General features: G+C 74.7%; 23 protein-coding genes and 1 pseudogene. 6 read left to right on the top strand and 18 right to left on the bottom strand.

Annotated features, from left to right (window positions below; genetic code table 11):
* Nucleotides 1–40 precede the first annotated feature (40 nt).
* On the top strand, nt 41–1,561 hold the full coding sequence (locus tag OG989_RS14495; protein ID WP_327030778.1) for a YifB family Mg chelatase-like AAA ATPase: 1,521 nt from the start codon (nt 41–43) through the stop codon (nt 1,559–1,561).
* Complete coding sequence (locus OG989_RS14490) at nt 1,558–2,766, top strand: DNA-processing protein DprA (RefSeq protein ID WP_327030777.1); 1,209 nt, start codon at nt 1,558–1,560, stop codon at nt 2,764–2,766. The genes OG989_RS14495 and OG989_RS14490 overlap by 4 nt, the downstream gene beginning before the upstream one ends.
* A 7-nt stretch (nt 2,767–2,773) precedes the next feature.
* Here OG989_RS14490 and OG989_RS14485 read toward each other — a convergent pair whose 3' ends face one another.
* On the bottom strand, nt 2,774–3,109 hold the full coding sequence (locus OG989_RS14485; RefSeq protein WP_327030776.1) for a hypothetical protein: 336 nt from the start codon (nt 3,107–3,109) through the stop codon (nt 2,774–2,776).
* 674 nt (nt 3,110–3,783) lie between these two features.
* Here OG989_RS14485 and OG989_RS14480 point away from each other — a divergent pair.
* Nucleotides 3,784–4,911 (top strand): tyrosine recombinase XerC, encoded by a 1,128-nt coding sequence (locus OG989_RS14480; RefSeq protein WP_327031164.1) that lies wholly within the window; start codon nt 3,784–3,786, stop codon nt 4,909–4,911.
* A gap of 143 nt (nt 4,912–5,054) precedes the next feature.
* Here the strand turns inward: OG989_RS14480 and OG989_RS14475 are convergent, their stop codons facing one another.
* Complete coding sequence (locus tag OG989_RS14475; protein ID WP_327030775.1) at nt 5,055–5,639, bottom strand: GNAT family N-acetyltransferase; 585 nt, start codon at nt 5,637–5,639, stop codon at nt 5,055–5,057.
* A gap of 132 nt (nt 5,640–5,771) precedes the next feature.
* Between OG989_RS14475 and OG989_RS14470 the strand changes: the two genes are divergently transcribed.
* Nucleotides 5,772–6,953, top strand: a complete 1,182-nt coding sequence (locus tag OG989_RS14470) for an aminotransferase class V-fold PLP-dependent enzyme (protein WP_327030774.1) — start codon at nt 5,772–5,774, stop codon at nt 6,951–6,953.
* Here OG989_RS14470 and OG989_RS14465 read toward each other — a convergent pair.
* Nucleotides 6,841–7,536, bottom strand: a complete 696-nt coding sequence (locus OG989_RS14465; RefSeq protein ID WP_327030773.1) for a murein hydrolase activator EnvC family protein — start codon at nt 7,534–7,536, stop codon at nt 6,841–6,843. The two genes, OG989_RS14470 and OG989_RS14465, sit on opposite strands and share 113 nt — an antisense overlap.
* 206 nt (nt 7,537–7,742) lie before the next feature.
* Between OG989_RS14465 and OG989_RS14460 the strand changes: the two genes are divergently transcribed.
* Nucleotides 7,743–8,849 carry a sulfite oxidase gene (locus tag OG989_RS14460; RefSeq protein ID WP_327030772.1) on the top strand — a complete coding sequence of 369 codons (1,107 nt, stop codon included), beginning with the start codon at nt 7,743–7,745 and terminating at the stop codon, nt 8,847–8,849.
* A 106-nt stretch (nt 8,850–8,955) separates the two neighbouring features.
* Here the strand turns inward: OG989_RS14460 and OG989_RS14455 are convergent, their stop codons facing one another.
* From OG989_RS14455 to proS, 12 genes and pseudogenes are all read right to left on the bottom strand, one after another.
* Complete coding sequence (locus OG989_RS14455; protein WP_007075222.1) at nt 8,956–9,279, bottom strand: DUF2469 domain-containing protein; 324 nt, start codon at nt 9,277–9,279, stop codon at nt 8,956–8,958.
* Nucleotides 9,276–10,088, bottom strand: a complete 813-nt coding sequence (locus tag OG989_RS14450; RefSeq protein ID WP_151457076.1) for a ribonuclease HII — start codon at nt 10,086–10,088, stop codon at nt 9,276–9,278. The genes OG989_RS14455 and OG989_RS14450 overlap by 4 nt, the downstream gene beginning before the upstream one ends.
* On the bottom strand, nt 10,082–10,576 hold the full coding sequence (locus OG989_RS14445; protein ID WP_151457075.1) for an NUDIX hydrolase: 495 nt from the start codon (nt 10,574–10,576) through the stop codon (nt 10,082–10,084). Before OG989_RS14445 ends, OG989_RS14450 begins: the two co-directional genes overlap by 7 nt.
* Before the next feature lie 48 nt (nt 10,577–10,624).
* The gene (gene lepB / locus OG989_RS14440) at nt 10,625–11,245 is read right to left on the bottom strand and encodes a signal peptidase I (protein WP_151457074.1); all 621 of its coding nucleotides are present in this window, start codon (nt 11,243–11,245) and stop codon (nt 10,625–10,627) included.
* 9 nt (nt 11,246–11,254) lie between these two features.
* Nucleotides 11,255–12,129: pseudogene (gene lepB / locus OG989_RS14435) on the bottom strand (signal peptidase I).
* A 183-nt stretch (nt 12,130–12,312) separates the two neighbouring features.
* Nucleotides 12,313–12,669 (bottom strand): 50S ribosomal protein L19, encoded by a 357-nt coding sequence (gene rplS / locus OG989_RS14430; protein ID WP_101414582.1) that lies wholly within the window; start codon nt 12,667–12,669, stop codon nt 12,313–12,315.
* Between the two features lie 142 nt (nt 12,670–12,811).
* A complete protein-coding gene (gene trmD / locus OG989_RS14425; protein WP_327030771.1) occupies nt 12,812–13,585 on the bottom strand; it encodes a tRNA (guanosine(37)-N1)-methyltransferase TrmD in 774 nt (257 codons plus the stop codon).
* 20 nt (nt 13,586–13,605) lie between these two features.
* Complete coding sequence (rimM, locus tag OG989_RS14420; protein WP_192581565.1) at nt 13,606–14,193, bottom strand: ribosome maturation factor RimM; 588 nt, start codon at nt 14,191–14,193, stop codon at nt 13,606–13,608.
* A 2-nt stretch (nt 14,194–14,195) separates the two neighbouring features.
* Nucleotides 14,196–14,456 (bottom strand): RNA-binding protein, encoded by a 261-nt coding sequence (locus tag OG989_RS14415; protein WP_172862164.1) that lies wholly within the window; start codon nt 14,454–14,456, stop codon nt 14,196–14,198.
* The gene (gene rpsP, locus OG989_RS14410) at nt 14,431–14,955 is read right to left on the bottom strand and encodes a 30S ribosomal protein S16 (RefSeq protein ID WP_327030770.1); all 525 of its coding nucleotides are present in this window, start codon (nt 14,953–14,955) and stop codon (nt 14,431–14,433) included. The genes OG989_RS14415 and rpsP overlap by 26 nt, the downstream gene beginning before the upstream one ends.
* 310 nt (nt 14,956–15,265) lie before the next feature.
* Nucleotides 15,266–15,913: a DUF402 domain-containing protein gene (locus OG989_RS14405; RefSeq protein WP_327030769.1), complete on the bottom strand. Its 648-nt coding sequence runs from the start codon at nt 15,911–15,913 to the stop codon at nt 15,266–15,268.
* A 147-nt stretch (nt 15,914–16,060) separates the two neighbouring features.
* Nucleotides 16,061–17,476 carry a proline--tRNA ligase gene (gene proS / locus OG989_RS14400; RefSeq protein ID WP_151455322.1) on the bottom strand — a complete coding sequence of 472 codons (1,416 nt, stop codon included), beginning with the start codon at nt 17,474–17,476 and terminating at the stop codon, nt 16,061–16,063.
* Between the two features lie 103 nt (nt 17,477–17,579).
* Between proS and OG989_RS14395 the strand changes: the two genes are divergently transcribed.
* Nucleotides 17,580–18,182: a TetR family transcriptional regulator gene (locus OG989_RS14395; protein WP_151455321.1), complete on the top strand. Its 603-nt coding sequence runs from the start codon at nt 17,580–17,582 to the stop codon at nt 18,180–18,182.
* Nucleotides 18,183–18,274: 92 nt separating this feature from the next.
* Here OG989_RS14395 and OG989_RS14390 read toward each other — a convergent pair whose 3' ends face one another.
* From OG989_RS14390 to ffh, 3 genes are all read right to left on the bottom strand, one after another.
* Entirely contained in the window at nt 18,275–19,354 is a 1,080-nt protein-coding gene (locus OG989_RS14390; RefSeq protein ID WP_327030768.1) for an amidohydrolase family protein, read from the bottom strand.
* Between the two features lie 69 nt (nt 19,355–19,423).
* Nucleotides 19,424–19,702 (bottom strand): Uma2 family endonuclease, encoded by a 279-nt coding sequence (locus OG989_RS14385; RefSeq protein WP_327031162.1) that lies wholly within the window; start codon nt 19,700–19,702, stop codon nt 19,424–19,426.
* Nucleotides 19,703–19,746: 44 nt separating this feature from the next.
* On the bottom strand, nt 19,747–21,306 hold the full coding sequence (gene ffh, locus OG989_RS14380) for a signal recognition particle protein (RefSeq protein ID WP_151455319.1): 1,560 nt from the start codon (nt 21,304–21,306) through the stop codon (nt 19,747–19,749).
* Between the last annotated feature and the right edge of the window lie 125 nt (nt 21,307–21,431).

Raw genomic sequence — 21,431 nt, 5'->3', positions numbered from 1 at the left:
ACCGGACCGGGTGCGGCGTCGAGCGACGGCGGGTGGCGTCGTGAGCTACGCGAAGGTGCTCTGCGTGGGCCTGGTGGGCCTCACCGGGCACCTGGTGGAGGTCGAGGCCGACCTGGCCGCCGGCCTGCCGGCGGTGGTCATCTCGGGGCTGCCGGACACCGCCCTGCACGAGGCCCGGGACCGGGTCCGCGCAGCCGTGGTCAACTCCGGTCAGCGGTGGCCCAACCGGCGGATCACCCTCAACCTGCTGCCGGCCGACCTGCCGAAGTTCGGCTCCGCGTTCGACCTGGCGATCGCGGCGGCCCTGCTGGGCGGCTCCGGCGAGCTGCCGCTGCTGCCCCTGGAACACGTGGTGGTCCTGGGCGAGTTGGGCCTCGACGGCACGGTCCGCCCGGTGCGCGGTGTGCTGCCGATGGTCGCCGCGGCCGCCCGGGCCGGCGTCGGGAAGGTGATCGTCCCGGCCGGCAACGCCGCCGAGGCGGCGGTCGTCCCCGGGGTCCGGGTGCGGGCGGTCGACACGCTGCACCGGCTGGTCAGCTTCATCCGCGACGGCGCGCCCCTGATCGAGCCGGAGCCGGACGGCCCGTCGCCGGCCGGTGGTGGGCCCGACCTGGCCGAGGTCGCCGGGCAGGGGCTGGGCCGGCGGGCACTGGAGGTGGCCGCGGCGGGCGGGCACCACCTGGCGCTGGTCGGGCCGCCGGGAGCCGGCAAGACCATGCTCGCCGAGCGCCTCCCGTCGATCCTGCCCGAGCTGGACGACGAGGCCGCGCTGGAGGTCACCGCGCTGCACTCCATCGCCGGGCTGCTGCCACCGGGCGGCCGGCTGCTGCGCCGCCCGCCGTTCCAGGCACCGCACCACACGGCGACGGTGCCGTCGCTGGTCGGCGGCGGTTCCGGGCTGGCCCGCCCCGGCGCGATCTCGCTCGCCCACCGGGGCGTGCTCTTCCTCGACGAGGCGCCCGAGTTCAGCCGGGGCGCGCTGGAGGCGCTGCGCCAACCGCTGGAGAACGGCCGGGTCCGGCTGGTCCGCAGCCGGGGCGGCGCCGAGTACCCGGCCCGTACGCAGTTGGTGCTGGCGGCCAACCCGTGCCCGTGCGCCAAGCCGGCCGGGGACGCGTACTGCGAGTGCCCGCCGCAGGCCCGGCGGCGCTACCTCAGCCGGCTCTCCGGGCCGTTGCTGGACCGGATCGACGTGCAGGTGAAGCTGCCACCTGTCCGCGCGGCCGAGCTGATGCAGGCCACCGTCGACAGCGAGCCCTCCGCCACCGTCGCCGCGCGGGTGGCGGTGGCCCGGCAGGCGGCGGCCACCCGCTGGGCGGTGCTCGGTCACCGGCTCAACGCCGAGATACCCGGCCCGTACCTGCGCCGCCCGCCGTGGCGGTTGCCCGGGCCGGACACGGCCGAGCTGCGGGTCCGGCTGGACGCCGGGTCGCTGTCGGCCCGGGGCTTCGACCGCATCATCCGCCTGGCCTGGACGATCGCGGATCTGGACGGTCGGGACCGCCCCGACCGGGAGGACGTCCGGGAGGCCATCCAACTCAGGACGGGGGACGCGACGTGAGCACCGACGAGGAGACCCTGGCCAGGGTGGCGCTCACCTGGCTCGCCGAGCCCGGCACCTGGTCGGTGCACCGGCTGGTCGACCGGCTCGGCCCGGTGGCGGCGCTCGACCTCCTGCTCGACGGGGGCGCGCCGGAGGAGACGCTGCGGAACACCGTGGCGGCCCGTTGCGCGGCCGGCGACGCCCGGGCCGTCGCGGCCGAGGCGCTGGCCCGCACGGACCGCCTCGGCGCCCGGATCGTCGTCCCCGGCGACGACGAGTGGCCCGTCCGGGTCGGCGACCTGCGCCGGCTCCGGCTGCCCGGCGCCTACCGGCGGGTGGACATCGAGACCGCCCCGCCGCTCTGCTTCTGGCTACGCGGCTCGTGGCCACTCGCAGAGGCGTTCGACCGCTCCGTCGCGGTCGTCGGCGCTCGCGCCGCCACCGGGTACGGCACGCACATCGCCACGGAACTCGGCTACGGGCTGGCCGACCGGGACTGGACCGTCGTCTCGGGCGGAGCCTTCGGCATCGACGCCGCGGCCCACCGGGGCGCGCTCAACGCCGGTGGCCTGACCGTAGCGGTGCTCGCCTGCGGCGTGGACCGCCCCTACCCGATGGGCAACGCGGCGTTGTTCGACCGGATCGCCGACACCGGGCTGTTGGTCAGTGAGTGGATGCCGGGAGCCGATCCGCTGCGGCCCCGGTTCCTCATCCGCAACCGGGTGATCGCGGCGGGCACCCTCGGCACGGTGCTGGTGGAGGCGGCCGCCCGCAGCGGCGCCACCCAGACCACCCACCGGGCGCTCGCCCTGGGCAAGCCCAGCATGGTGGTGCCCGGCCCGGTCACGTCGGCGATGTCCGTCGGCGCGCACGAGACGCTGCGGGAGTATCCGAGAGCCCGGCTGGTGACCGGCGTCGCGCAGGTGCTGGAGGAGGTCGGGCGGATCGGCGACCTGGCGCCCGTACCGCGCGGTCCGCAGCAGCCGGCCGACCTGCTCGACGACGACGCGAGGGCCGTCGTCGAGGCGTTGCCCCGCCGGGGCGCAGTCGGTGTGGACGTCCTCGCCGCGCGGGCCGGGGTGCCCGTCCGTACCGCGCTGCGGAAGCTGTCGATGCTCGAGGAACTGGCCCTGGTGCTCCGCCGTGACGACGGGTACGCCCTCGCGCCCCCGCCGGCCGGGAACGCGACCGCCGGACGACCGGCGACGCCGGGGGGACCGTGAACCGCCGTCAGTCACCCTCGAAGCGGATCTCCATCGCGCGGTCCTGCCGGCAGCGCCGCGCCAACCGGTCCAGCCGGCGCACGTGCGTCAGCTCCGGCGTCGACCGCGACACCTCGGCGAGGCAGTGCACCTCGGCGAGGAGCTGCGGCGCCTGGCCGGCAGGGACCACCAGCTCGCCGACCGGATCCACCCGGTCGAGCAGAGGGGTACGCCCGGTGCCACGGACGCGCCGGACGAGGTTCAGCAGTACGTCGTCGGGATCGGGCAGCACCTCGGCCGGCACGAGGCGCCGCCGGTCGGAGCCCACCCCGACCGCCCGGTAGAGGACGACGTCCACCCCCATGTCCGGTCCCCCTTCGTCGAGCCTGGTCCCGTCGCACGGCGACCACGGCCAGGGCCCACACCCGTTGGTACGACAAGTCTGCGCGCACCGGCCGACGCAATCCACCACCCGAGCCGCGCGTCCGCGCCGGGAACACCCGCGAGCCCGCACGGCCGGCCACCGCCTCGGCGCCCGGTCGGCCCGGCGCCCAGCCGGTGGCCGGCAGCCCGGTGCGCTGCCCGGCCCCGGAGCCCAGCCGGTGACCGGCGGCCAGGTGCGCTGCCCGGCGAGGTGGCGTCGGGCGGCCAGTGCCCTTCCGGCCCCGGCACCTGCCGGTGGCGTCGGGCGGCCAGTGCGTGCCCGGCCCGGTGGCCTGCCGGTGGCGTCGGGCGACCGTAGGCTGGTCCCGTGCCGCCCGAGGATCCGCCGCCCATCGCCACCACGGCCTCGATCCGCACCGGGGTGTACCGAGGGATGCGCCCCCCCGTGCGGGTCGGCCAGGCGGCGCCCGCACCTCGGCCCGGCCAGGCGGCGTTCGCACCTCGGCCCGGCCAGGCGGCGTTCGCAACTCGGCCCGGCGTGGGAGGGACGCGCACGCGAGGCGCACCGGGCGCCCGGCGGGTGGCGGCGAGGGGATCGCGGTGAGCCGGGAGGCGAACGGCACCCGGGCGACCCACGAGGCGCTCCCACCGGCGATGCGCGAGGCGGTGGACGACTTCGCCGGGTACCTGGCCGCCGTGCGCAACCGGTCCGCCCACACCGTCCGGGCGTACGTCGGTGACGTGGTGTCGCTGTTGGACCACGCCCACCGGATGGGCTGCGCCGACCTGCCGGAGCTGGACCTCGCCGTGCTACGCAGCTGGCTGGCGAAGCAGCGGACGATGGGGGCCGCACGGACGTCGCTCGCCCGCCGGGCGGCCTCGGCGCGGACGTTCAGCGCGTGGGCCCACCGCTGCGGGCTGCTTCCCGCCGACGTGGCCGGCGCCCTGTCCAGCCCGCGCGCCCACCGGGACCTGCCGACCGTGCTGCGTGCCGACCAGGCGGCCGCCCTGGTCGAAGCGCCGGGCCGGTTCGCCCCGACCGGGCCGCCACCCCCCGCCGAGGGCGGCTCCCGACCGCCGTCACCCGACGGGGACGACTCAGGACCGTCGTCACCCGACGGGGAGGGCTCCCGACCAGCATCAACCGACGAGGAGGGCTTCCGGCCAGCATCACCCGACCAGAAGGGCGCCCGACCGGCGTCGCCCGCCGACGACGGGTCCGGGCCGGCGTCGCCAGAGTCGTCAGGTCCTCCCCCTGCGGCTGACCAGGTCGCCGAGGCGGTACTGCTGCGGGACCGGGCGCTGCTGGAGCTGCTCTACGGCACGGGAGTGCGGATCAGCGAGGCGTGCGGCCTCGACGTCGCCGACGTCGACCACGCGCGACGGGTCGTGCGGGTGTTCGGCAAGGGTGGCCGGGAACGGGCCGTGCCGTACGGGGTGCCGGCGCAGCGGGCACTCGACGAGTGGCTGCGCCACGGCCGGCCAGCGCTGGCCGCACCGCACTCCCGCAACGCGCTGCTGCTCGGCGCCCGCGGCGGACGGCTCAACCCGACGACGGCACGGCGGATCGTCGGCGGGTACGCGGAGGCCGCCGGCCTGCCCCCGATCAGCCCGCACGGACTGCGCCACTCGGCGGCCACCCACCTGCTGGAGGGCGGCGCCGACCTGCGGGCGGTGCAGGAACTGCTGGGCCACTCGTCCCTGGCGAGCACCCAGATCTACACCCACGTGTCCGTGGAGCGGCTCCGCGCCGCCTACCGCCAGGCCCACCCACGCGCCTGAGTCCCGCCGTCGCAGGCCACCCCGGACCCGAGCCGCCCAGACCCGAGCAGCCTGGGAGCGGGAACCGGGGCCCGAACAGCCCGGGCACGAGCGGCCCGGGTGCGGCAGCCGGCCCGACCTGCCGGACAGGCAGGGGCGGGTGCTCAGGTCCGGCGCGGCGACGAGCCCGGCCCGTCGGGGGCCGAGCCCCGGAGCACGACGTGCGGCTCGCGCCCGAGGTCCAGGCACATCCGCACGTCGTCGTAGCGTTCGTCGCCCACCTCGATGACGTTCGGCAGCCGACCCCACTCGCGGAAGCCGAGGCGCTCGTACAGCTCGATGGCACCGTGGTTGTTGCCGCGCACTCCCAGCGCGAGGGTCTCGACGCCGGCCTTGCGGGCGTCGTCGATCAGCGCGCCGGTGACGAGCCGACCGATGCCGCGGCCACGGGCGGCGGGGTGTGCGGTGATCTTCTCCAGGTCGGCGTAGTGGGTGAAGATCGGCTTCGGACCGCGCCGCCACGACCCGGTGCCCACCACCCGGTCGTCGAGCACGGCGAGGACGAGCGCGGCGTCGCCGGCCTCGACGAGACCGAGCACCCCGTCCAGCCAGGCGTCGGTCTCGGCGCGGCCGGGCGGGACCGCGTACCCGATCGCGCCGCCCCGCTCGGCGACGGCGTGCAGCACCCGGTGCACCTCGGCGCGCAACTGCCGGTCGGCGGCGGTCGGCCAGCGCAGTTCGACGTCCATGACCAGCGATTCTCCGGGATCGAGGACGGTCGACCGGCACGGGCTCGATGGAACCGCGTCCCGGGCGGGCGGCCGGCGGACCGTACCCGGCGGAACGGCGGCGATGGATCGACCGGTCGCTACGATCATCGGGTGAGCCTCCCGCAGCCGCCCGAGCCGATCGCGGCAGCCCGCCTGCTCTTCTCGCTCGACCCGGCGGTCAGCCACCTGAACCACGGTTCGTTCGGCGCGGTGCCGATCGCCGTGCAGCGGGCCCAGCAGCGGCTGCGCGACGAGATGGAGGCCAACCCGCTGCGCTTCTTCACGCAGGGCCTGGTCGACCGGATCGCCCACACCCGCCGGCACCTGGCCGGGTTCCTGGGCGCCGACCCGGACGGCACCGCCCTCGTCCCGAACGCCACCACCGGCGTGGCGGTGGTGCTCCAGTCGATCGGCCTGCGTCCCGGCGACGAGGTGCTCACCACCGACCACGGCTACGGCGCGGTCGGCCTCTCCATCGCCCGGGAGTGCCGGCGTACGGGGGCGGTCAACCGGACCCTGCCCGTCCCGTTGGCCGCCTCGGGCGAGGAGATCGTCCAGATCGTCCGCGCCGGGCTGCGCCCTGGCCGGACCCGGCTGCTCGTCGTGGACCAGCTCACCTCCGCCACCGCCCGGCTCTTCCCCGTCGCCGCGATCGTCGGCGTGGCCCGGGAGCACGGGATACCGGTCCTCGTCGACGCCGCACACGCCCCGGGCATGCTTCCGGCACCGGTGGGCGACGTCGGCGCCGACTTCTGGGTGGGCAACCTGCACAAGTGGGCGTACGCGCCGCGTGGCACCGCCGTGCTGGCGGTCGCCCCGCCGTGGCGGGAACGGATCGAGCCGCTGGCCGTCTCCTGGGAGCAGGAGTCCGGGTTCCCCGGCCGCGTCGAGTGGGCGGCGACGCAGGACTACACGGGCTGGTTGGCCGCGCCGGTGGGCCTGTTCACGCTGCGCAGCCTCGGCGTGGACCGGGTACGCGGGCACAACGCCGCGCTGGCGGCGTACGGCCAGCGGCTGCTGGGGGACGCACTCGGGGTGGCCCCCGCCGACCTGCCGGACCCCGGCGGACCGGGGATCGCCATGCGGATCGTGCCGCTGCCGGCGGGTCTGGGCAGCACGCTCGACGCGGCGCGGGCGCTGCGGGCACGGATCGCCGAGCGGCTCGCCACCGAGGTCGCCGTCATGGCCTGGAACGGACGCGGCTGGCTGCGGCTCTGCGCCCAGGTCTACAACACCCCCGACGAGTACGAGCGGCTCTCGGTGCGGCTGCCCCCGCTGCTCGCCCAGCGCTGAGGGCGGGGTCGTCCCCGTCGAGCGGCAGCAGCCGCACGGGTCCCAGGCCGAGCAGGGCCAGCGGATCCAGGTAGTCGGCGCCGCGCCGCAACCCCCAGTGCAGGCAGGCGGGGGCGGGGCAGCCCGGGTGGCCCGCGAGGAGGGTGCCCAGCGGTGCCCCGGCCGCCAGGGTCTCGCCGGGGCGGACCGTCGGCGACACCGGCTCGTGGGTGGTCCGCAGCCCGTCGGCGTGCCCGACGGTGACGACGGGACGGCCGGCGACCAGACCGGCGAAGAGCACCGTGCCGACGCCAGCGGCCCGCACGGTCGCGCCCGGCGCGGCGGCCAGGTCGACGCCCCGGTGCCCGGGCAGCCACGGCCGGGGCGGCGGGTCGAAGCGGCGCACCGGGCGCGGGACGCCGTCGAGCGGCCACCGGAACCGCACGGCACCGGCCGGCGCGACCATGGGCGGTGCGACCCCGGGCGGTGCCGCCGGGACGAACGCTCGCCCCGCCGCCGGGACCGGCCGGGCGGCGGGCGCGGCGGGTCCGAGGGACAGCAGGGCCGCGCAGAGCGCGACGGCGGTACGGGCGGCAGGTCGCATGGGCGCAGCCTGCGCGGCACCCGCCCGCCCCCGCCACCCCCGGCACGCTCGCCTGTGGACGACGGTCGTCCTGTGGATGGCCCCCCGGAGGGCCGGGCGGTCTGCTAGGCGCGCTGCTTCCTGGGCGTGCCCGGCAGCGCCGACGAGGCCCTAGGCTGGGACGGGCGCACGGCGGAGCCGCCGCCGTCCGGCCGGGGAGGTCCTCGATGACCACTGTGCACGATGCCAGCGGGCCCTCCCGCGTGGCGGAACCCGGCGAGGGCATCACCGCCGAGGAGTTGCAGCTCGCCGCCCGCAACCACGGCATCCCGCTGGAGGCGCTGCGCTACGACGTGACCCCGGCCGGCCTGCACTACCTGCTCATCCACTACGACATCCCGGACCTCGACCCGGACGCGCACGCGCTGACGGTGGCCGGCGCGGTGGACCGGCCGCTGACCCTCGACCTCGCGGCGCTGCGCGAGCGGCCCCGGGTCACCCGCCGGGTCACGTTGGAGTGCGCCGGCAACGGGCGCGCCCTGCTGCATCCCCGGCCGGTGAGCCAGCCGTGGCTGGTCGAGGCGGTCGGCAACGCGGAGTGGACCGGCACCCCGCTGGCGCCGCTGCTGCGCGAGGCGGGGATCGCCGCCGACGCCGTGGACGTGGTCTTCACGGGCGCCGACCACGGTGTGGAACGCGGCGTCGAGCAGGACTACCAGCGGGCGCTGCCGGTCGCCGACGCGCTGGGCGAGGAGGTGCTGCTGGCGTACGAGATGAACGGCGCTCCGCTGCTGCCGCAGCACGGTGCCCCGTTGCGGCTGATCGTGCCCGGCTGGTACGGCATGGCGCACGTCAAGTGGCTGCGCGCGATCGACGTGCGCACCGAGGCGTTCGACGGCTACCAGAACGCGGTCGCCTACCGGCTGCGGCGGGACGCGGACGACCCCGGTGTGCCGGTGACCCGGATCGAGCCGCGGGCGCTGGTCCGGCCGCCCGGTTTCCCCGACTTCATGTCCCGCACCCGCGTGCTGCGGCCCGGTCCGTGCACGCTGGACGGTCGCGCCTGGTCCGGCCACGCCCCGGTCGTCTCGGTGGAGGTGACCACCGACGGCGGGGCCAGTTGGCGACCGGCCATCCTGGACGAGCAGGTCGGCGGGGAGTTCGCCTGGCGCCGGTGGCGCTACGAGTGGGCGGCGGAGCCGGGGTGGCACGTCCTCGGGGCCCGCGCCACCGACGCCTCCGGGCGCAGCCAGCCGGTCGAGCAGGCGTGGAACCGGGGCGGCTTCGCCAACAACCTCGTCCAGCGGGTCGAGGTCGTGGTGCTGGCGGGGTGAGCCGGGCTGCCGGGGAGGACTGGGGCGACGGCCGCGCGGCGGTGGGGGCGCCGATGGGCTCGTACGCCCGGCGGTGGGTCAGCCGGGCGGGCGGCGGAGCGGTGGGTCAGCCGCCGAAGCCGGAGTCGGCGGGCAGCGAGATGTCGGGCTTCTCCAGCTCCTCGACGTTGACGTCCTTGAAGGTCATCACCCGGACGTTCTTCACGAACCGGGCCGGACGGTACATGTCCCACACCCAGGCGTCGTGCATCTCGACCTCGAAGTAGACCTCGCCGTCGGAGTTGCGCACGTGCAGGTCGACCTGATTGGCCAGGTAGAACCGGCGCTCCGTCTCCACCACGTAGGAGAACTGGCGGACGATGTCGCGGTACTCCCGGTAGAGCTGGAGCTCCATCTCGGTCTCGTACTTCTCGAGGTCTTCCGCGCTCATCGCACTCCGCCTTCCATGACCACATCTTCCCCCACCGACGCCGGAGGCTGAGGCTGCTCGCCCAACGCCACGCCGACGGTACCCCCTGGCGGGCAGGAGCGCTCCATCGGCTCGTCCCGCCTCGCGTCCGCCGGCCGGCGCGCCCGGGGCGGGGCGCCGTCGCGACCGGACACCGTCGCCACGTTGACGTACGAGAACCGGTGCTCCCGGCACGGCCCCCGGTCCCGCAGCGCCGCGGTGTGTTCCGCGGTGATGTAACCCTTGTGCTCGGCGAACCCGTAGCCCGGGAACGCCCCGTCGAGCTCGACCATCATCCGGTCCCGGGTGACCTTGGCGAGTACGCTCGCCGCCGCGACGCAGGCGGCCACCCGGTCGCCCTTCCACACGGCCAGCCCCGGCACGTCGAGGCCGTCCACGCCGAAGCCGTCGGTCAGCACGTAGTCGGGGCGGGTCGTCAGCGACGCCAGCGCGCGACGCATCGCGGCCAGGTTGCTCACGTGCAGGCCCCGCTCGTCGACCTCTTCGGCCGGGATCACCACCACGGCGTACGCCAGCGCGCGGGCCACGACCTCGTCGTGGATCCGCTCCCGGCTGGCGGGGGTGAGCAGCTTGGAGTCGGCCAGCCCGTCGATCTCGCCGCGGCGGCCCTCGGGCAGGATCGCGGCGGCGGCGACCAGCGGCCCGGCGCAGGCGCCGCGACCCGCCTCGTCGGCCCCGGCGACGTGCCGGAAGCCGCGCCGCTGCAACGCGCGCTCCAGCGCGTAGAGCCCGCCCTCGCGGCGCACCACCGTGCGCGGGGGCGTCAGCACGGCGCGTCCTGTCCGGCCGTGGGCGCGGGCGAGGCGGCCAGCGCCCGGGCCAGCACCGTCGTCAGGTCCGGCGGGTAGTACCGCTCGCCACTGACGGTCAGCTCGTCCGGCGACCACCACCGGTGGGCGGCGACGGTGGCCCGCTCGATCTCGCTGAAGCCGGCGGTGTCGACCTCGTGGCCCGCCACCCGCACCAGGAAGAACTCCTGTTCCTGCCGGTACCACACGCCGTCGAAGGGGAACTCCGTCACGTCGCGGTGCACGGGCGCCCCGAACGCCGGGGCCGGCAGCCGCAGCCCGGTCTCCTCGGCCAGCTCCCGCGCCGCGCACTCGGGGTAGGTCTCCCCCTCGTCCAGGCCGCCGCCGGGGGTGAACCACCAGCGCCCGTGCTCGGGGCGGGCCGGGTCGGAGCCGCAGAAGAGCAGCACCCGACCCGCCGCGTCGACGAGCAGGACGCGCGCGGCACGCCGGGGGGTGTAGACGGTCACCGCACCAGCCTGCCAGACGCCGCCGACAACGCACACGCCCGGCGGCCCCTACGGTTCGGGGATGGCCTCGTACGGCTTCGGGACGCTCAGCCAGGTGGCCCGGCCGAACGGCCAGAAGACGGTGAAGGCCCGCCCCACGACCTCGCCCTCGGGAATCGTGGCGACGGTGATGTCCTGACCGGACTGCTGCCAGTGCTCCAGCGAGTCGCCCGACGCCTCGCGGTGGTCGCCCATCACCCAGAGCCGGCCCTTCGGGACGGTGATGTCGAACTCCTCGGCGGTCTTGTCGCCGGGGTAGATGTAGGGCTCGTCCAGCGACTTGCCGTTGATCACCAGCCGGTCCTGCGCGTCGCAGCAGACCACGTGGTCGCCGCCGACGCCGATGACGCGCTTGATGAAGTCCTCGCCGTCGGGGTTGGCGCTCCACTCCATGGGGGCCTTGAAGACGATCACCTCGCCCCGGTGCGGGGACCGGAAGTCGTAGACCAGCTTGTTGACCAGCACCCGATCGTCGATCTGGAGGGTGTTCTCCATCGACGGGGAGGGGATGAAGAAGGTCTGCAGCACGAAGGCGCGCACCAGCACCGCGACCAGGATCGCCACACCCAGGAGGATGGGCAGCTCCTTCCAGAAGGAACTGCGCGGCTTGTCGGTCTGCTCGTCAATCACGGCACGAGCCTACGTTGCCCGGCCCAGCGCCACCGTCCGGAACGCGCGAGAACGGCGAGCGCGACAGCGGTCGGGGCGAACAGCACCAGATCGCCGTCCGGCGTGGGGCGGACCGGGGGCGGGGCGCCGGTGGTGGCGGCCGGCGGGTCGGCGACGTCGTCGAAGGTCGCGGGCACCGACAGGGCGCTCCAGCGCGACGACGGCCAGACCACGGTGAACGCCCGGCCCACCACGTTCTCGATCGGCACCGGGCCCTGGCAGCGGGCGTCCTGGGAGACCATCCGGTGGTCGCCCATGACGAAGATCTGCCCGGGCGGGACCACGATCTCGTCGAAGCGCCGGGACCGGCACTCGCGGGGGTTGGGCGGGATGTCGAGCGGCGAGTCGCGCAGGACGTACGACGACTCGTCGAGCGGCGTGCCGTTGACCAGCACCCGCCCCTCGGCGTCGCAGCACTTCACCCGGTCGCCGGGCAGGCCGATGACCCGTTTGATGAAGTCCTTCTCGCCGGGGCGGCTGACGCCGACGAGGTCGCCGACGGTCCGGCTGAGCTTGCCCGCGAACCCGGGCTCCGGCCCCTCGGCGACCTGCGGGGCCCAGCGGTCGGTGCCCCGGAAGACGACGACCTCGCCCCGCACCGGGTCGCGCACGTCGTAGACGACCTTGTTGACCAGGACCCGGTCCCCGACGAGGAGGGTGTCCTCCATCGAGCCGGAGGGGATGAAGAACGCCTGGAGCAGGAAGGTGCGGATCAGCACCGCGAGGCAGAACGCGACGACCAGCAGCAGCGGCAGCTCCTGCCAGAGGGGCATCTGTCGGCGGGGCCGGCGGGCGCGCCGTCGCCAGGGGTCGACGGCGCCGTCCTCGTCAAGCGTCTGCACCACGCCACTCTCCGGTCAGCAGAAATGACACTACCGCCCGGGAACCCTGTCGGGGCTCCCCGGGCGGTAGTGGTCGTCGCTCCGCCGTCGTGGCGGGACGTCGCCCGGCTGCGCCCGTAGCGACCAGGGTAGTGCGGTCCGGTCGGTACGACATACGCGCAGCTCGGCGGCGTGGCGAGCGCGAGGTCAGCTCGGCTGCTTCTCGCGCTTCTCCTTGATCTTGGCCTTCTTGCCCCGCAGCTCGCGCAGGTAGTAGAGCTTGGCGCGGCGGACGTCACCGCGGGTCACGACCTCGATCCGGTCGATACCCGGGCTGTTGATCGGGTAGGTGCGCTCGACACCGACGCCGAAGCTGATCTTGCGGACCGAGAAGGTCTCGCGCAGACCGTCACCCTGGCGGCGGATGACGACGCCCTGGAAGATCTGGACACGGGACCGGGCGCCCTCGACGACGCGGGCGTGCACCTTGACGGTGTCACCGGCACGGAAGTCGGGGAGGTCGGTGCGCTTCGACTGGGCGTCAAGGGCGTCCAGGATGTTCATCGCTGCGTCCTCGTGAGGCTCACGGCGCACCGTCAATCGGTGCGCGGGTGGGTGATTCTGATCCCCGGGTGGCGGTCGGTGACCCGACCCCGGTCGAGGATCCTCGCAGCCGGCCGCGGCGCGGCCGGTTGCGGCAACCCCCCTACTTTGCCACATCCCCCGGCGGCACCTGAAATCCGGCCCGGTCCAGCGCGGCGACGTCCCGTTTGTCCAGGCGCTGCGGGTCCACCGCGGCGAGCATGTCGGGACGACGCGTCGCGGTGCGGGTCAGCGCCTCGTCCCGCCGCCAGCGGGCGATCCTGCCGTGGTCGCCGGAGCGGAGCACCTCCGGCACCTCCAGCCCCCGCCAGGTCGCCGGCTTCGTGTACATGGGGGCCTCCAGCAGCCCGTGGGCGTGCGACTCCTCGGCCAGCGAACCCGCGTTGCCGAGCACGCCGGGCAGCAGCCGGGTGACCGCCTCCAGGATCACCAGCACCGCCACCTCACCGCCGAAGAGGACGTAGTCGCCGAGGGAGACCTCGGTCACCGGCATCCGGGTCGCGGCGTGGTCGAGCACCCGCTGGTCGATGCCCTCGTACCGACCGCAGGCGAAGAGCAGGTGCGGCTCGGCGGCCAGCTCGTGCGCCATCGCCTGGGTGAAGGGGGCGCCGGTCGGGGCCGGCACCACCAGCCGGGGCGCGGTCACCTCCGCCGGGGCGAGGGCGTCGAGCGCCTCGCCCCACGGCTCCGGCCGCATCACCATGCCGGGCCCGCCGCCGTAGGGCGTGTCGTCGACCGTGCGGTGCACGTCGTGGGTCCAGATCCGCAGATCGTGTACGGCCAGCCGCAGCGTGCCGTTCGCCCGCGCCCTGCCGATCAACGACAGGTCCAGCGGGGCGAAGTACTCCGGGAAGATCGACACGATGTCGACGCGCATGCGGGGGTGCTCCAGCGGTTCTACAGATCGAGCAGACCGGCCGGCGGGTCGACGACGACGCGACCGCCGGCGAGGTCAACCTCGGGGACGATCGCCTTGACGAACGGGATGAGCGCGGTGCCGCCCTCGGGACGGCGCAGCACCAGCAGGTCGGAGGAGGGGGCGTGGTCGATCCGGGCCACCTCGCCCAGCCGGTCGCCGTCGGGGGTGACCACGGCCAGCCCGACGAGCTGGTGGTCGTGGAACTCCTCCGGGTCCTCCGGCGCGGCGACGTCGGCGCTGTCGACCGCGAGCAGGGTGCCGCGCAGCGCCTCGGCGACGTCCCGGTCCAGGCTGCCCTCGAACGCGACAAGCATCCGTCCCTGGTGCCAGCGGGCGGACTCCACGACCAGTTCGGCAGGCACCCGGAAGGCCACCCCCTGCTCGGGCGCGGCCGGCGACGGCTGCGGCGCCACGGGCTCGGTGCGGCGCGCCCGGGGCGTCGCCCCAGGCATGGTGCGCAGCACCATGCCTGGGGCGAACCGCGCTTCGGGCTCGTCGGTCCGCACCTCCACGGTGACCTCACCGCGGATGCCGTGCGGCTTGCCGACCCTGCCGACGACGAGCAGCATCAGTACGAGTCGACGATGTCGACGCGTACGCCGCGCCCGCCGATGGAGCCGATCACCTGGCGCAGCGCCTTGGCGGTCCGGCCGGACCGCCCGATCACCGTGCCGAGGTCCTCCGGGTGCACGCGGACTTCCAGCCGCTTGCCCCGACGGGAGTCGACCATCCGGACGCGTACGTCATCGGGGTGGTCGACGATGCCCTTGACCAGGTGCTCCAACGCCGGACGCAGAGGCATGTCAGGCCTGCTCACCGGCGTCGGCAGCGGCAGCCGGGGCCTCGGCCGGAGCCTCGGTCTTCGGAGCCTCGGCCGGAGCCTCGGTCTTCGGCGCCTCGGCCGGAGCCTCGGTCTTCGGCGCCTCGGTCTTCGGCGCCTCGGCCTTGGCGGCCTTCTTGGCCGGCTTCGCCGGCGCCTCGGCCAGCCCGGCGGCGGCCTTCGCCTCGGCCTCGTACGCCGCGGTGCGGTCGACCCGCTCCGGGGCGACCTTCAGCGGCGGCGGGGCCGGCAGGCCCTTGAACTTCTGCCAGTCACCGGTCAGCTCCAGCAGCCGCTGCACCGCCTCGCTCGGCTGGGCGCCGACGGACAGCCAGTACTGGACCCGCTCCGACTTGACCTCGATCACCGAAGGGTCTTCCTTCGGCTGGTAGACCCCGACGAACTCGATCGCCCGGCCGTCGCGCTTGGTGCGCGAGTCGGCGATGACGATGCGGTACTGCGGGTTGCGGATCTTGCCCATCCGCAGGAGCCGGATCTTTACGGCCACAGTTGTTTCGCTCCTGTTGCGATCTCACCTGCCCGGTACGGGCGGTGCACGGGTGAGTGTCGACCGGCACAGTGGGGTTGGGCCGGAGACTGCTCGGTGGACTGGCGACGTGCCCGGGTTAGAGGGCGCCGGACGCGCGCCGGATACCAGCCAGCCATTCTGCCAGATCGGGCCCCGATCGCTCGCACCGGACCGCCCCCGGTCACCCGCCGGGCGGCAGAAGTGACCGAAAGCACAGTCGCCGGCCGGCGGCCGGCCCCGCCGATCGAGGGCGGTGCGCCACCGGGACGCGCGGGCGGATCGGGCCGGGTCAGCGCACCGGGGGGCGGTCCCAGCCGGGCGGCAACCCGTCGGGGACGGTCCAGTCGGGCGGCGGGGTGAAGTCGCACCAGGTGCCGTCGAAGGGGAACTCCCCCGCCTCGGCCAGCGCGATCACCCGCTTCCCCTCGGCCCGGACGGCGTCGGCGTCGGTCACCCAGTAGTGGTCGGGGAAGGCGAGCCGCTCGGCGAACTCCCCCTCGTCCTTCCACTCCCAGCCCAGGTCGGGGCGGACGACCACGTCGAGGTCCTGGTCCACCATGTCGACGCCGGCGAGCGTGCCGTCGTCCCAGCGCACCCCGGGCTCCTCCAGGTTGACGTACCAGGTGGCGAAGCGGTCGTGCGCGTCGCGGAACCACCACACGGAGTGGGCCGCCCCGGCGGGCAGGAACTTGAGCACGGAGGGGCCGTCCCACCGGCCGGTGGCCAGGCGGTACGACGAGGAGATCCACTCGCTGAACGGCACCGCCCGCATGCCCAGCCCGGCCTCGGTGACCTCGCTCGCGACCGGGGAGTCGCGGGGCACCCAGAGCAGCAGGCCCCGGTCGTCGTCGCTGACCACCCGCGCGGTGCGTACCCAGCCGATCCGGCCCCGGCGCACGTTGCGGTGCACGATCAGCCGCCCAGGTTCGAATCTCACGGACCGACCCTACCGGCCCAGGCCCCCCGCGCCCGCCCACCGCTCCGAGGTGCGAGGAAGGGACCCTTCCGCCACCTCAGGCGTCAGGAAGGATCCCTTCCTGACGCCTGAGCGAGCTGCCGCGGCACCTGAGGGGTGCGGCGGGGCTCAGTAGGCGCGGGCCAGGATGGCGACCAGGTCGGGCTCGTCCTCGGAGTCGGGCACCGAGCCGTCGGCGCGCAGCAGGCAGCGCACGGTGACGCCCTGGCCGTTCGCCTCCGTCTCGCCCTGCACGCCGACCGCCGACCACGGCACCATGGCCCAGCCGGTGGCCGCCGCCTCGATCGCCTCGGCGAGGGTCGACACCTCGACCGTGCGGGACTTCCGGTGGGCCAGCGCCTGGTCGTGCAGGGCCCGCTGGTCGGCGTCGAGGGCGGCCAGCACGGCGGTCACCACGTCGGCCACCGGCGTCGGGGACTTCGAGCCGTCGGTGCGCCGGACCACGACCGCGTTGCCGGCGGCCAGGTCGCGGGGGCCGACCTCGACGCGTACGGGATAGCCGCGCAGCTCGGCGTCGACGGCCCGGCGGCCGAACGGGGTGTCGACGCGGTCGTCGAGCGCGACCCGGACGCCCGCGTCGCGCAACGCGTCGCAAAGCTCTTTCGCCACCTCGGCAGGGCCGCCAGGGCCCTCGCCGTCCTTGACCACCATGACGTACGCCTGCACGGGCGCCAGCTTCGGCGGCACGCGCAGCCCGTTGTCGTCGCCGTGGCACATGATCAGGCCGCCGAGCATCCGGGTGGAGGTGCCCCAGGAGGTCGTCCAGGCGTGCTCCCGGCCGCCCTCGGCCGACGAGTAGCTGATGTCGAAGGCCTTGGCGAAGTTCTGCCCCAGCTCGTGGCTGGTGCCGAGCTGGAGGGCCTTGCCGTCACCCATCATGCCTTCGCAGGTGTAGGTGGCGGTGGCGCCGGCGAAGCGCTCGCGGGCCGTCTTCAGGCCGACGACCACCGGGATGCCGAGCACGTTGACCATCAGGTCCTCGTACGCCTCGTGCAGGATCCGGCGGGCGTAGGCGCGGGCGTCGTCGCGGGTCGCGTGCGCGGTGTGCCCCTCCTGCCAGAGGAACTCGCTGGTGCGCAGGAAGATCCGGGGGCGCAGCTCCCAGCGGACCACGTTGGCCCACTGGTTGAGCAGCAGCGGCAGGTCCCGGTAGGAGTCGATCCACTTGGCCATGAACTCGCCGATGACGGTCTCGCTGGTGGGGCGCACCACCACCGGCTCGGCGAGCTGCTTGCCGCCGCCGTGGGTGACCACCGCGAGTTCCGGCGAGAAGCCCTCGACGTGCTCGGCCTCGCGCTTGAGGTAGCTCTCCGGGATGAAGAGCGGGAAGTACGCGTTCTCCGCGCCCGCCGCCTTGATCCGGGCGTCCATCTCGGCCTGCATCCGCTCCCAGATGGCGTAGCCGGCCGGGCGGATGACCATGGTCCCCCGGACCGGGCCGTTGTCGGCCAGCTTCGCCTTGGCGATCAGGTCCTGGTACCAGCGGGGAAAGTCCTCCGCACGGGGAGTGAGCACGCGTGCCATGACCGCACATCCTATGCGTCGGCCGAAGGGACGACGTCATCGGGCGCGACGTCGGCGGTCTCCGCCGTGCCGGGCGGTGCGGCCGGGCTAGGATTCGACCACCATGGGCGAGGTGAGGGACGGCACCCGTTCCCGGGACGCGATCGTCGAGGCCGCCCGGGCATTGACCATCGCGACCGGCTGGGACGGCGTCCGGATGGGCGCCGTCGCGCGCGCGGCGGGGGTCAGCCGGCAGACGGTCTACAACGAGTTCGGCACCAAGGCGGGGCTGGCCGAGGCGCTCGCCCGGCGGGAGGTCGACCGGTTCGTCGGCGACGTACGCGCCCTGCTGCGCGCCCACGGCGACGACGTGCGGGCCGCCGCGCACGCCACCATCTCGCACACCCTCACGCAGGCGGCCGACGACCCGCTGATCAAGGCCGTCCTGACCAGCTCCCGGGGCGGCTCGGACGACCTGCTGCCCTACCTCACCACCCGGTCGGAGCTGGTCCTGACCGAGGCCACCGAGGTGCTGCTGGAGTGGGCCGACGGCGTGCTGCCGGGCGCCGACCGCAACGCCGTCGCGTTCGCCACGGACTCGGTCGTCCGGTTGGTGATCAGCCACATCGTCCTGCCCGGCGCCCCCGTCGCGCAGACCGCCGCCGCCCTCGCCGACCTCGCGGTGTACCTGCTCCTGCACGCGGTCACCCAGGCCCACACCGGCTGACCGGGCGCCGCCCCGGGGCAGCGCCGCGCCGCCGGTCGGGAGCGCCACCGGCCCGACCGGGAGCATCCGCGCCGACGCCCCGGCGCGGCGGGTCAGCGGACGACGCGACCGCGCAGCACGATGCGGGCGGGGGTGCGTACGGCGCGCAGGTCGGCGCGCGGGTCCTCGGCGTAGACGACGAGGTCCGCCAGGCCACCCTCGACCAGTCCGGGGAAGCCGAGCCACTCGCGGGCCCGCCAGGACGCGGCGGCGAGCACGTCGGTGGTGGACATGCCGGCCTGCTCGTGCAGCAGCAGCATCTCCTCCGCGGCGAGGCCGTGGTCGATGCCGCCGCCCGCGTCCGTGCCCACGTAGATCGGGACCCCGGCCTCGTGCGCCGAACGGACCACCTCGGGGAAGCGGTCGCGCAGGGCGAGCATGTGCTCGGCGTAGCCGGGGAACTTCTCCCGGGCCTGCTCGGCGATCCCGCCGAAGGTCCGAATGTTGATCATCGTGGGGATGAGCGCGGTGCCCCGGCGGGCCATCTCGTCGATCAGGTCCAGGCTGAGGCCCGTGCCGTGCTCCACCGAGTCCACCCCGGCGCGCACCATGATCTCGACGGCCGACTCGGAGAAGGTGTGCACGGCCGCGCGTACCCCGGCGGCGTGCGCGGCCCGGACGGCGGCCGCCATGGTGTCGGCGTCCCAGGCCGGGGCGAGGTCGCCCACCCCCCGGTCGATCCAGTCGCCGACCAGCTTCACCCAGCCGTTGCCGGCGCGCGCCTGCGCGGCCACCGTCGCCGCCACCTCCGCCGCGCCGACCTCGACGCCGATGTCGCGCAGGTAGCGCTTCGGCGGCGCGACGTGCCGGCCGGCGCGGGCCAGCCGGGGCAGGTCGGGCTCGTCGTCGAGTTCGGGGTACGGGTAGGGCGACCCGGCGTCGCGGATGGCGAGGACCCCGGCGTCCCGGTCCACGCGGGCCAGCTCGCGGGCCTGGTCGAGCGAGGTGATCGGGGCGCCGCCGCGGGCGATGCCGATGTGGCAGTGCGCGTCGATCAGGCCGGGCAGCACGAACCCGCCGTCGGCGATCGTCTCCGCGCCGGCAACCGGGGTGAAGGTGACCCGGTCGCCGACCAGCCACAGGTCACGGACCTCGTCGTCGGGCAGCACCACGCCGCGTACGTGCCAGTCCATGCGTCCTCCGTCTGCGCGAAAGGGGGCGGTCCGCCGCCATTCTTCCCGCCCCGCGCGGGCTGGCGGCGTTCAGCCCTCGTCGCGCGCCAGCAGCCCGGCCCGCCTTGCCGTCAGCGCGGGCAGGTCGACGGAGACCTTCCAGGGCCGCTCGGCGACGAAGAGGTCCTCGGTGTGCGTCACCGCCTCGTACTCGCCGGCGGGGCCGAGCGTGTCTTCCGTGAGGGTCATCCGCTCGTGCAGCGGGTCGACCACCCAGTACGTCCGCACCCCGGCGTGCGCGTAGACCTTCGCCTTGTCGTAGAGGTCGCGGAACGTCGAGGTCGGCGAGAGGACCTCGACGGCCAGCAGCGCGTCCTCGACGGGGACGGGCGAGCGGTCGCCAGCGACACGCGTCAGCGGGGCCGGCCGTCGCCGCCCTTGCCGAGCTTGTTGAAGTCGATCTTCGGCAGCTTGAAGCCCGGCGGGAGGCCCTGGCCGCCGGCCAGGTCGTTCGGGTCCATGCCCGGCGGGAGCTGCGGCATGCCGCCCGGGAAGCCGCCCGGCATCCCGGCGCCCGCCCCGGCGCGCGGCCGGTTGCCGCCCTTGGTGCCCTTGCGCTTGTTCTTCGGCGACTTGGTCGCCTTGCGCCGGCCGCCGCCCGGCAGGCCCATCATGCCGCCCATCTGCTTCATCATCTTCTGCGCCTCGGTGAAGCGGTTGAGCAGCTGGTTGACGTCCATCACCGTGACGCCGGAGCCGTTGGCGATGCGGGCCCGGCGCGAGCCGTTGATGATCTTCGGGTTGGTGCGCTCGGCGGGGGTCATCGACCGGATGATCGCGGTGACCCGGTCGAAGTGCTTGTCGTCGACCTCGGCGAGCTGGTCCTTCATCTGCCCCATGCCCGGCATCATGGCCAGCACGTTGGCGATGGGGCCCATCCGCCGGACCGCGATGAGTTGGTCGAGGAAGTCCTCCAGGGTGAACTGCTCGCCGCCCATCAGCTTGGCGGTCATCTTCTCCTTCTGATCGGTGTCGAAGGCCTGCTCGGCCTGCTCGATCAGAGTGAGGACGTCGCCCATGCCGAGGATCCGGCTGGCCATCCGGTCGGGGTGGAAGACGTCGAAGTCCTCCAGCTTCTCGCCGGTGGAGGCGAAGAGGATCGGCTGCCCGGTGACCTCCCGCACCGACAGCGCGGCGCCACCGCGGGCGTCGCCGTCGAGCTTGGAGAGGACCACGCCGGTGATGCCCACGCCGTCGCGGAACGCCTCGGCGGTGCGCACCGCGTCCTGGCCGACCATGGCGTCGATGACGAAGATGACCTCGTCCGGCTCGACCGCGTCGCGGATGTCGGCGGCCTGCTGCATCATCTCGGCGTCGATGCCGAGCCGGCCGGCGGTGTCGACGATGACGATGTCCCGGGCGGCCCGCTTCGCGTGCTCGATCGAGGCGCGCGCCACCTGTACCGGGTCGCCGGTGCCGTTGCCGGGCTCGGGGGCGTACACCTCGACGCCGGCGCGGCCACCGAGCACCTGGAGCTGCCCGACGGCGTTGGGGCGCTGGAGGTCGGCGGCGACCAGCAGCGGCTGGTGGCCCTGGGCCTTGAGCCAGCGGGCCAGCTTGCCGGCGAGGGTGGTCTTACCGGAACCCTGGAGGCCGGCGAGCATGATCACCGTCGGCGGCTGCTTGGCGAACTGGAGCCGCCGCCCCTCGCCGCCGAGGACGTTGATCAGCTCCTCGTTGACGATCTTGATGATCTGCTGCGCCGGGTTGAGCGCCTGGGAGACCTCGGAGCCGCGCGCCCGCTCCTTGACGTTGGCGATGAAGCCCTTGACCACCGGCAGCGCGACGTCCGCCTCCAGCAGCGCGAGGCGGATCTCGCGCGCGGTGGCGTCGATGTCGGCGTCGGTGAGCCGACCCTTGCCGCGGAGCTTGGTGAAGATCCCGGACAGGCGGTCACTCAAGGTGTCAAACACGCGAACATCCCGTTTGTCAGTGTTCCGGCGGGCACATCGGCGACCGGGCGAGGTGTCCGGCCACCGCTAGGGTAGCCGGCCGGGCCGCACGGCCGCTCCGGGCCGGGCACAGCCGGGGCGCGGAT

This window comes from Micromonospora sp. NBC_01740 (genome assembly GCF_035920365.1).
In the GTDB taxonomy this organism is placed as follows: domain Bacteria; phylum Actinomycetota; class Actinomycetes; order Mycobacteriales; family Micromonosporaceae; genus Micromonospora; species Micromonospora reichwaldensis.
The sequence above is the reverse complement of the archived record's forward strand: the minus strand, read 5'-3'. Positions and strand labels throughout refer to the sequence as shown.

Coding starts and splice junctions, on each gene's coding strand:
- OG989_RS14485 (WP_327030776.1), bottom strand. CDS start 3,109: ATGGGGGTGGACGTCGTCCTCTACCGGGCGGTCGGGGTGGGCTCCGAC.
- OG989_RS14480 (WP_327031164.1), top strand. CDS start 3,784: ATGCGCGAGGCGGTGGACGACTTCGCCGGGTACCTGGCCGCCGTGCGC.
- OG989_RS14475 (WP_327030775.1), bottom strand. CDS start 5,639: ATGGACGTCGAACTGCGCTGGCCGACCGCCGCCGACCGGCAGTTGCGC.
- OG989_RS14465 (WP_327030773.1), bottom strand. CDS start 7,536: ATGCGACCTGCCGCCCGTACCGCCGTCGCGCTCTGCGCGGCCCTGCTG.
- OG989_RS14460 (WP_327030772.1), top strand. CDS start 7,743: ATGACCACTGTGCACGATGCCAGCGGGCCCTCCCGCGTGGCGGAACCC.
- OG989_RS14455 (WP_007075222.1), bottom strand. CDS start 9,279: ATGAGCGCGGAAGACCTCGAGAAGTACGAGACCGAGATGGAGCTCCAG.
- rplS (WP_101414582.1), bottom strand. CDS start 12,669: ATGAACATCCTGGACGCCCTTGACGCCCAGTCGAAGCGCACCGACCTC.
- trmD (WP_327030771.1), bottom strand. CDS start 13,585: ATGCGCGTCGACATCGTGTCGATCTTCCCGGAGTACTTCGCCCCGCTG.
- proS (WP_151455322.1), bottom strand. CDS start 17,476: ATGGCACGCGTGCTCACTCCCCGTGCGGAGGACTTTCCCCGCTGGTAC.
- OG989_RS14395 (WP_151455321.1), top strand. CDS start 17,580: ATGGGCGAGGTGAGGGACGGCACCCGTTCCCGGGACGCGATCGTCGAG.
- OG989_RS14390 (WP_327030768.1), bottom strand. CDS start 19,354: ATGGACTGGCACGTACGCGGCGTGGTGCTGCCCGACGACGAGGTCCGT.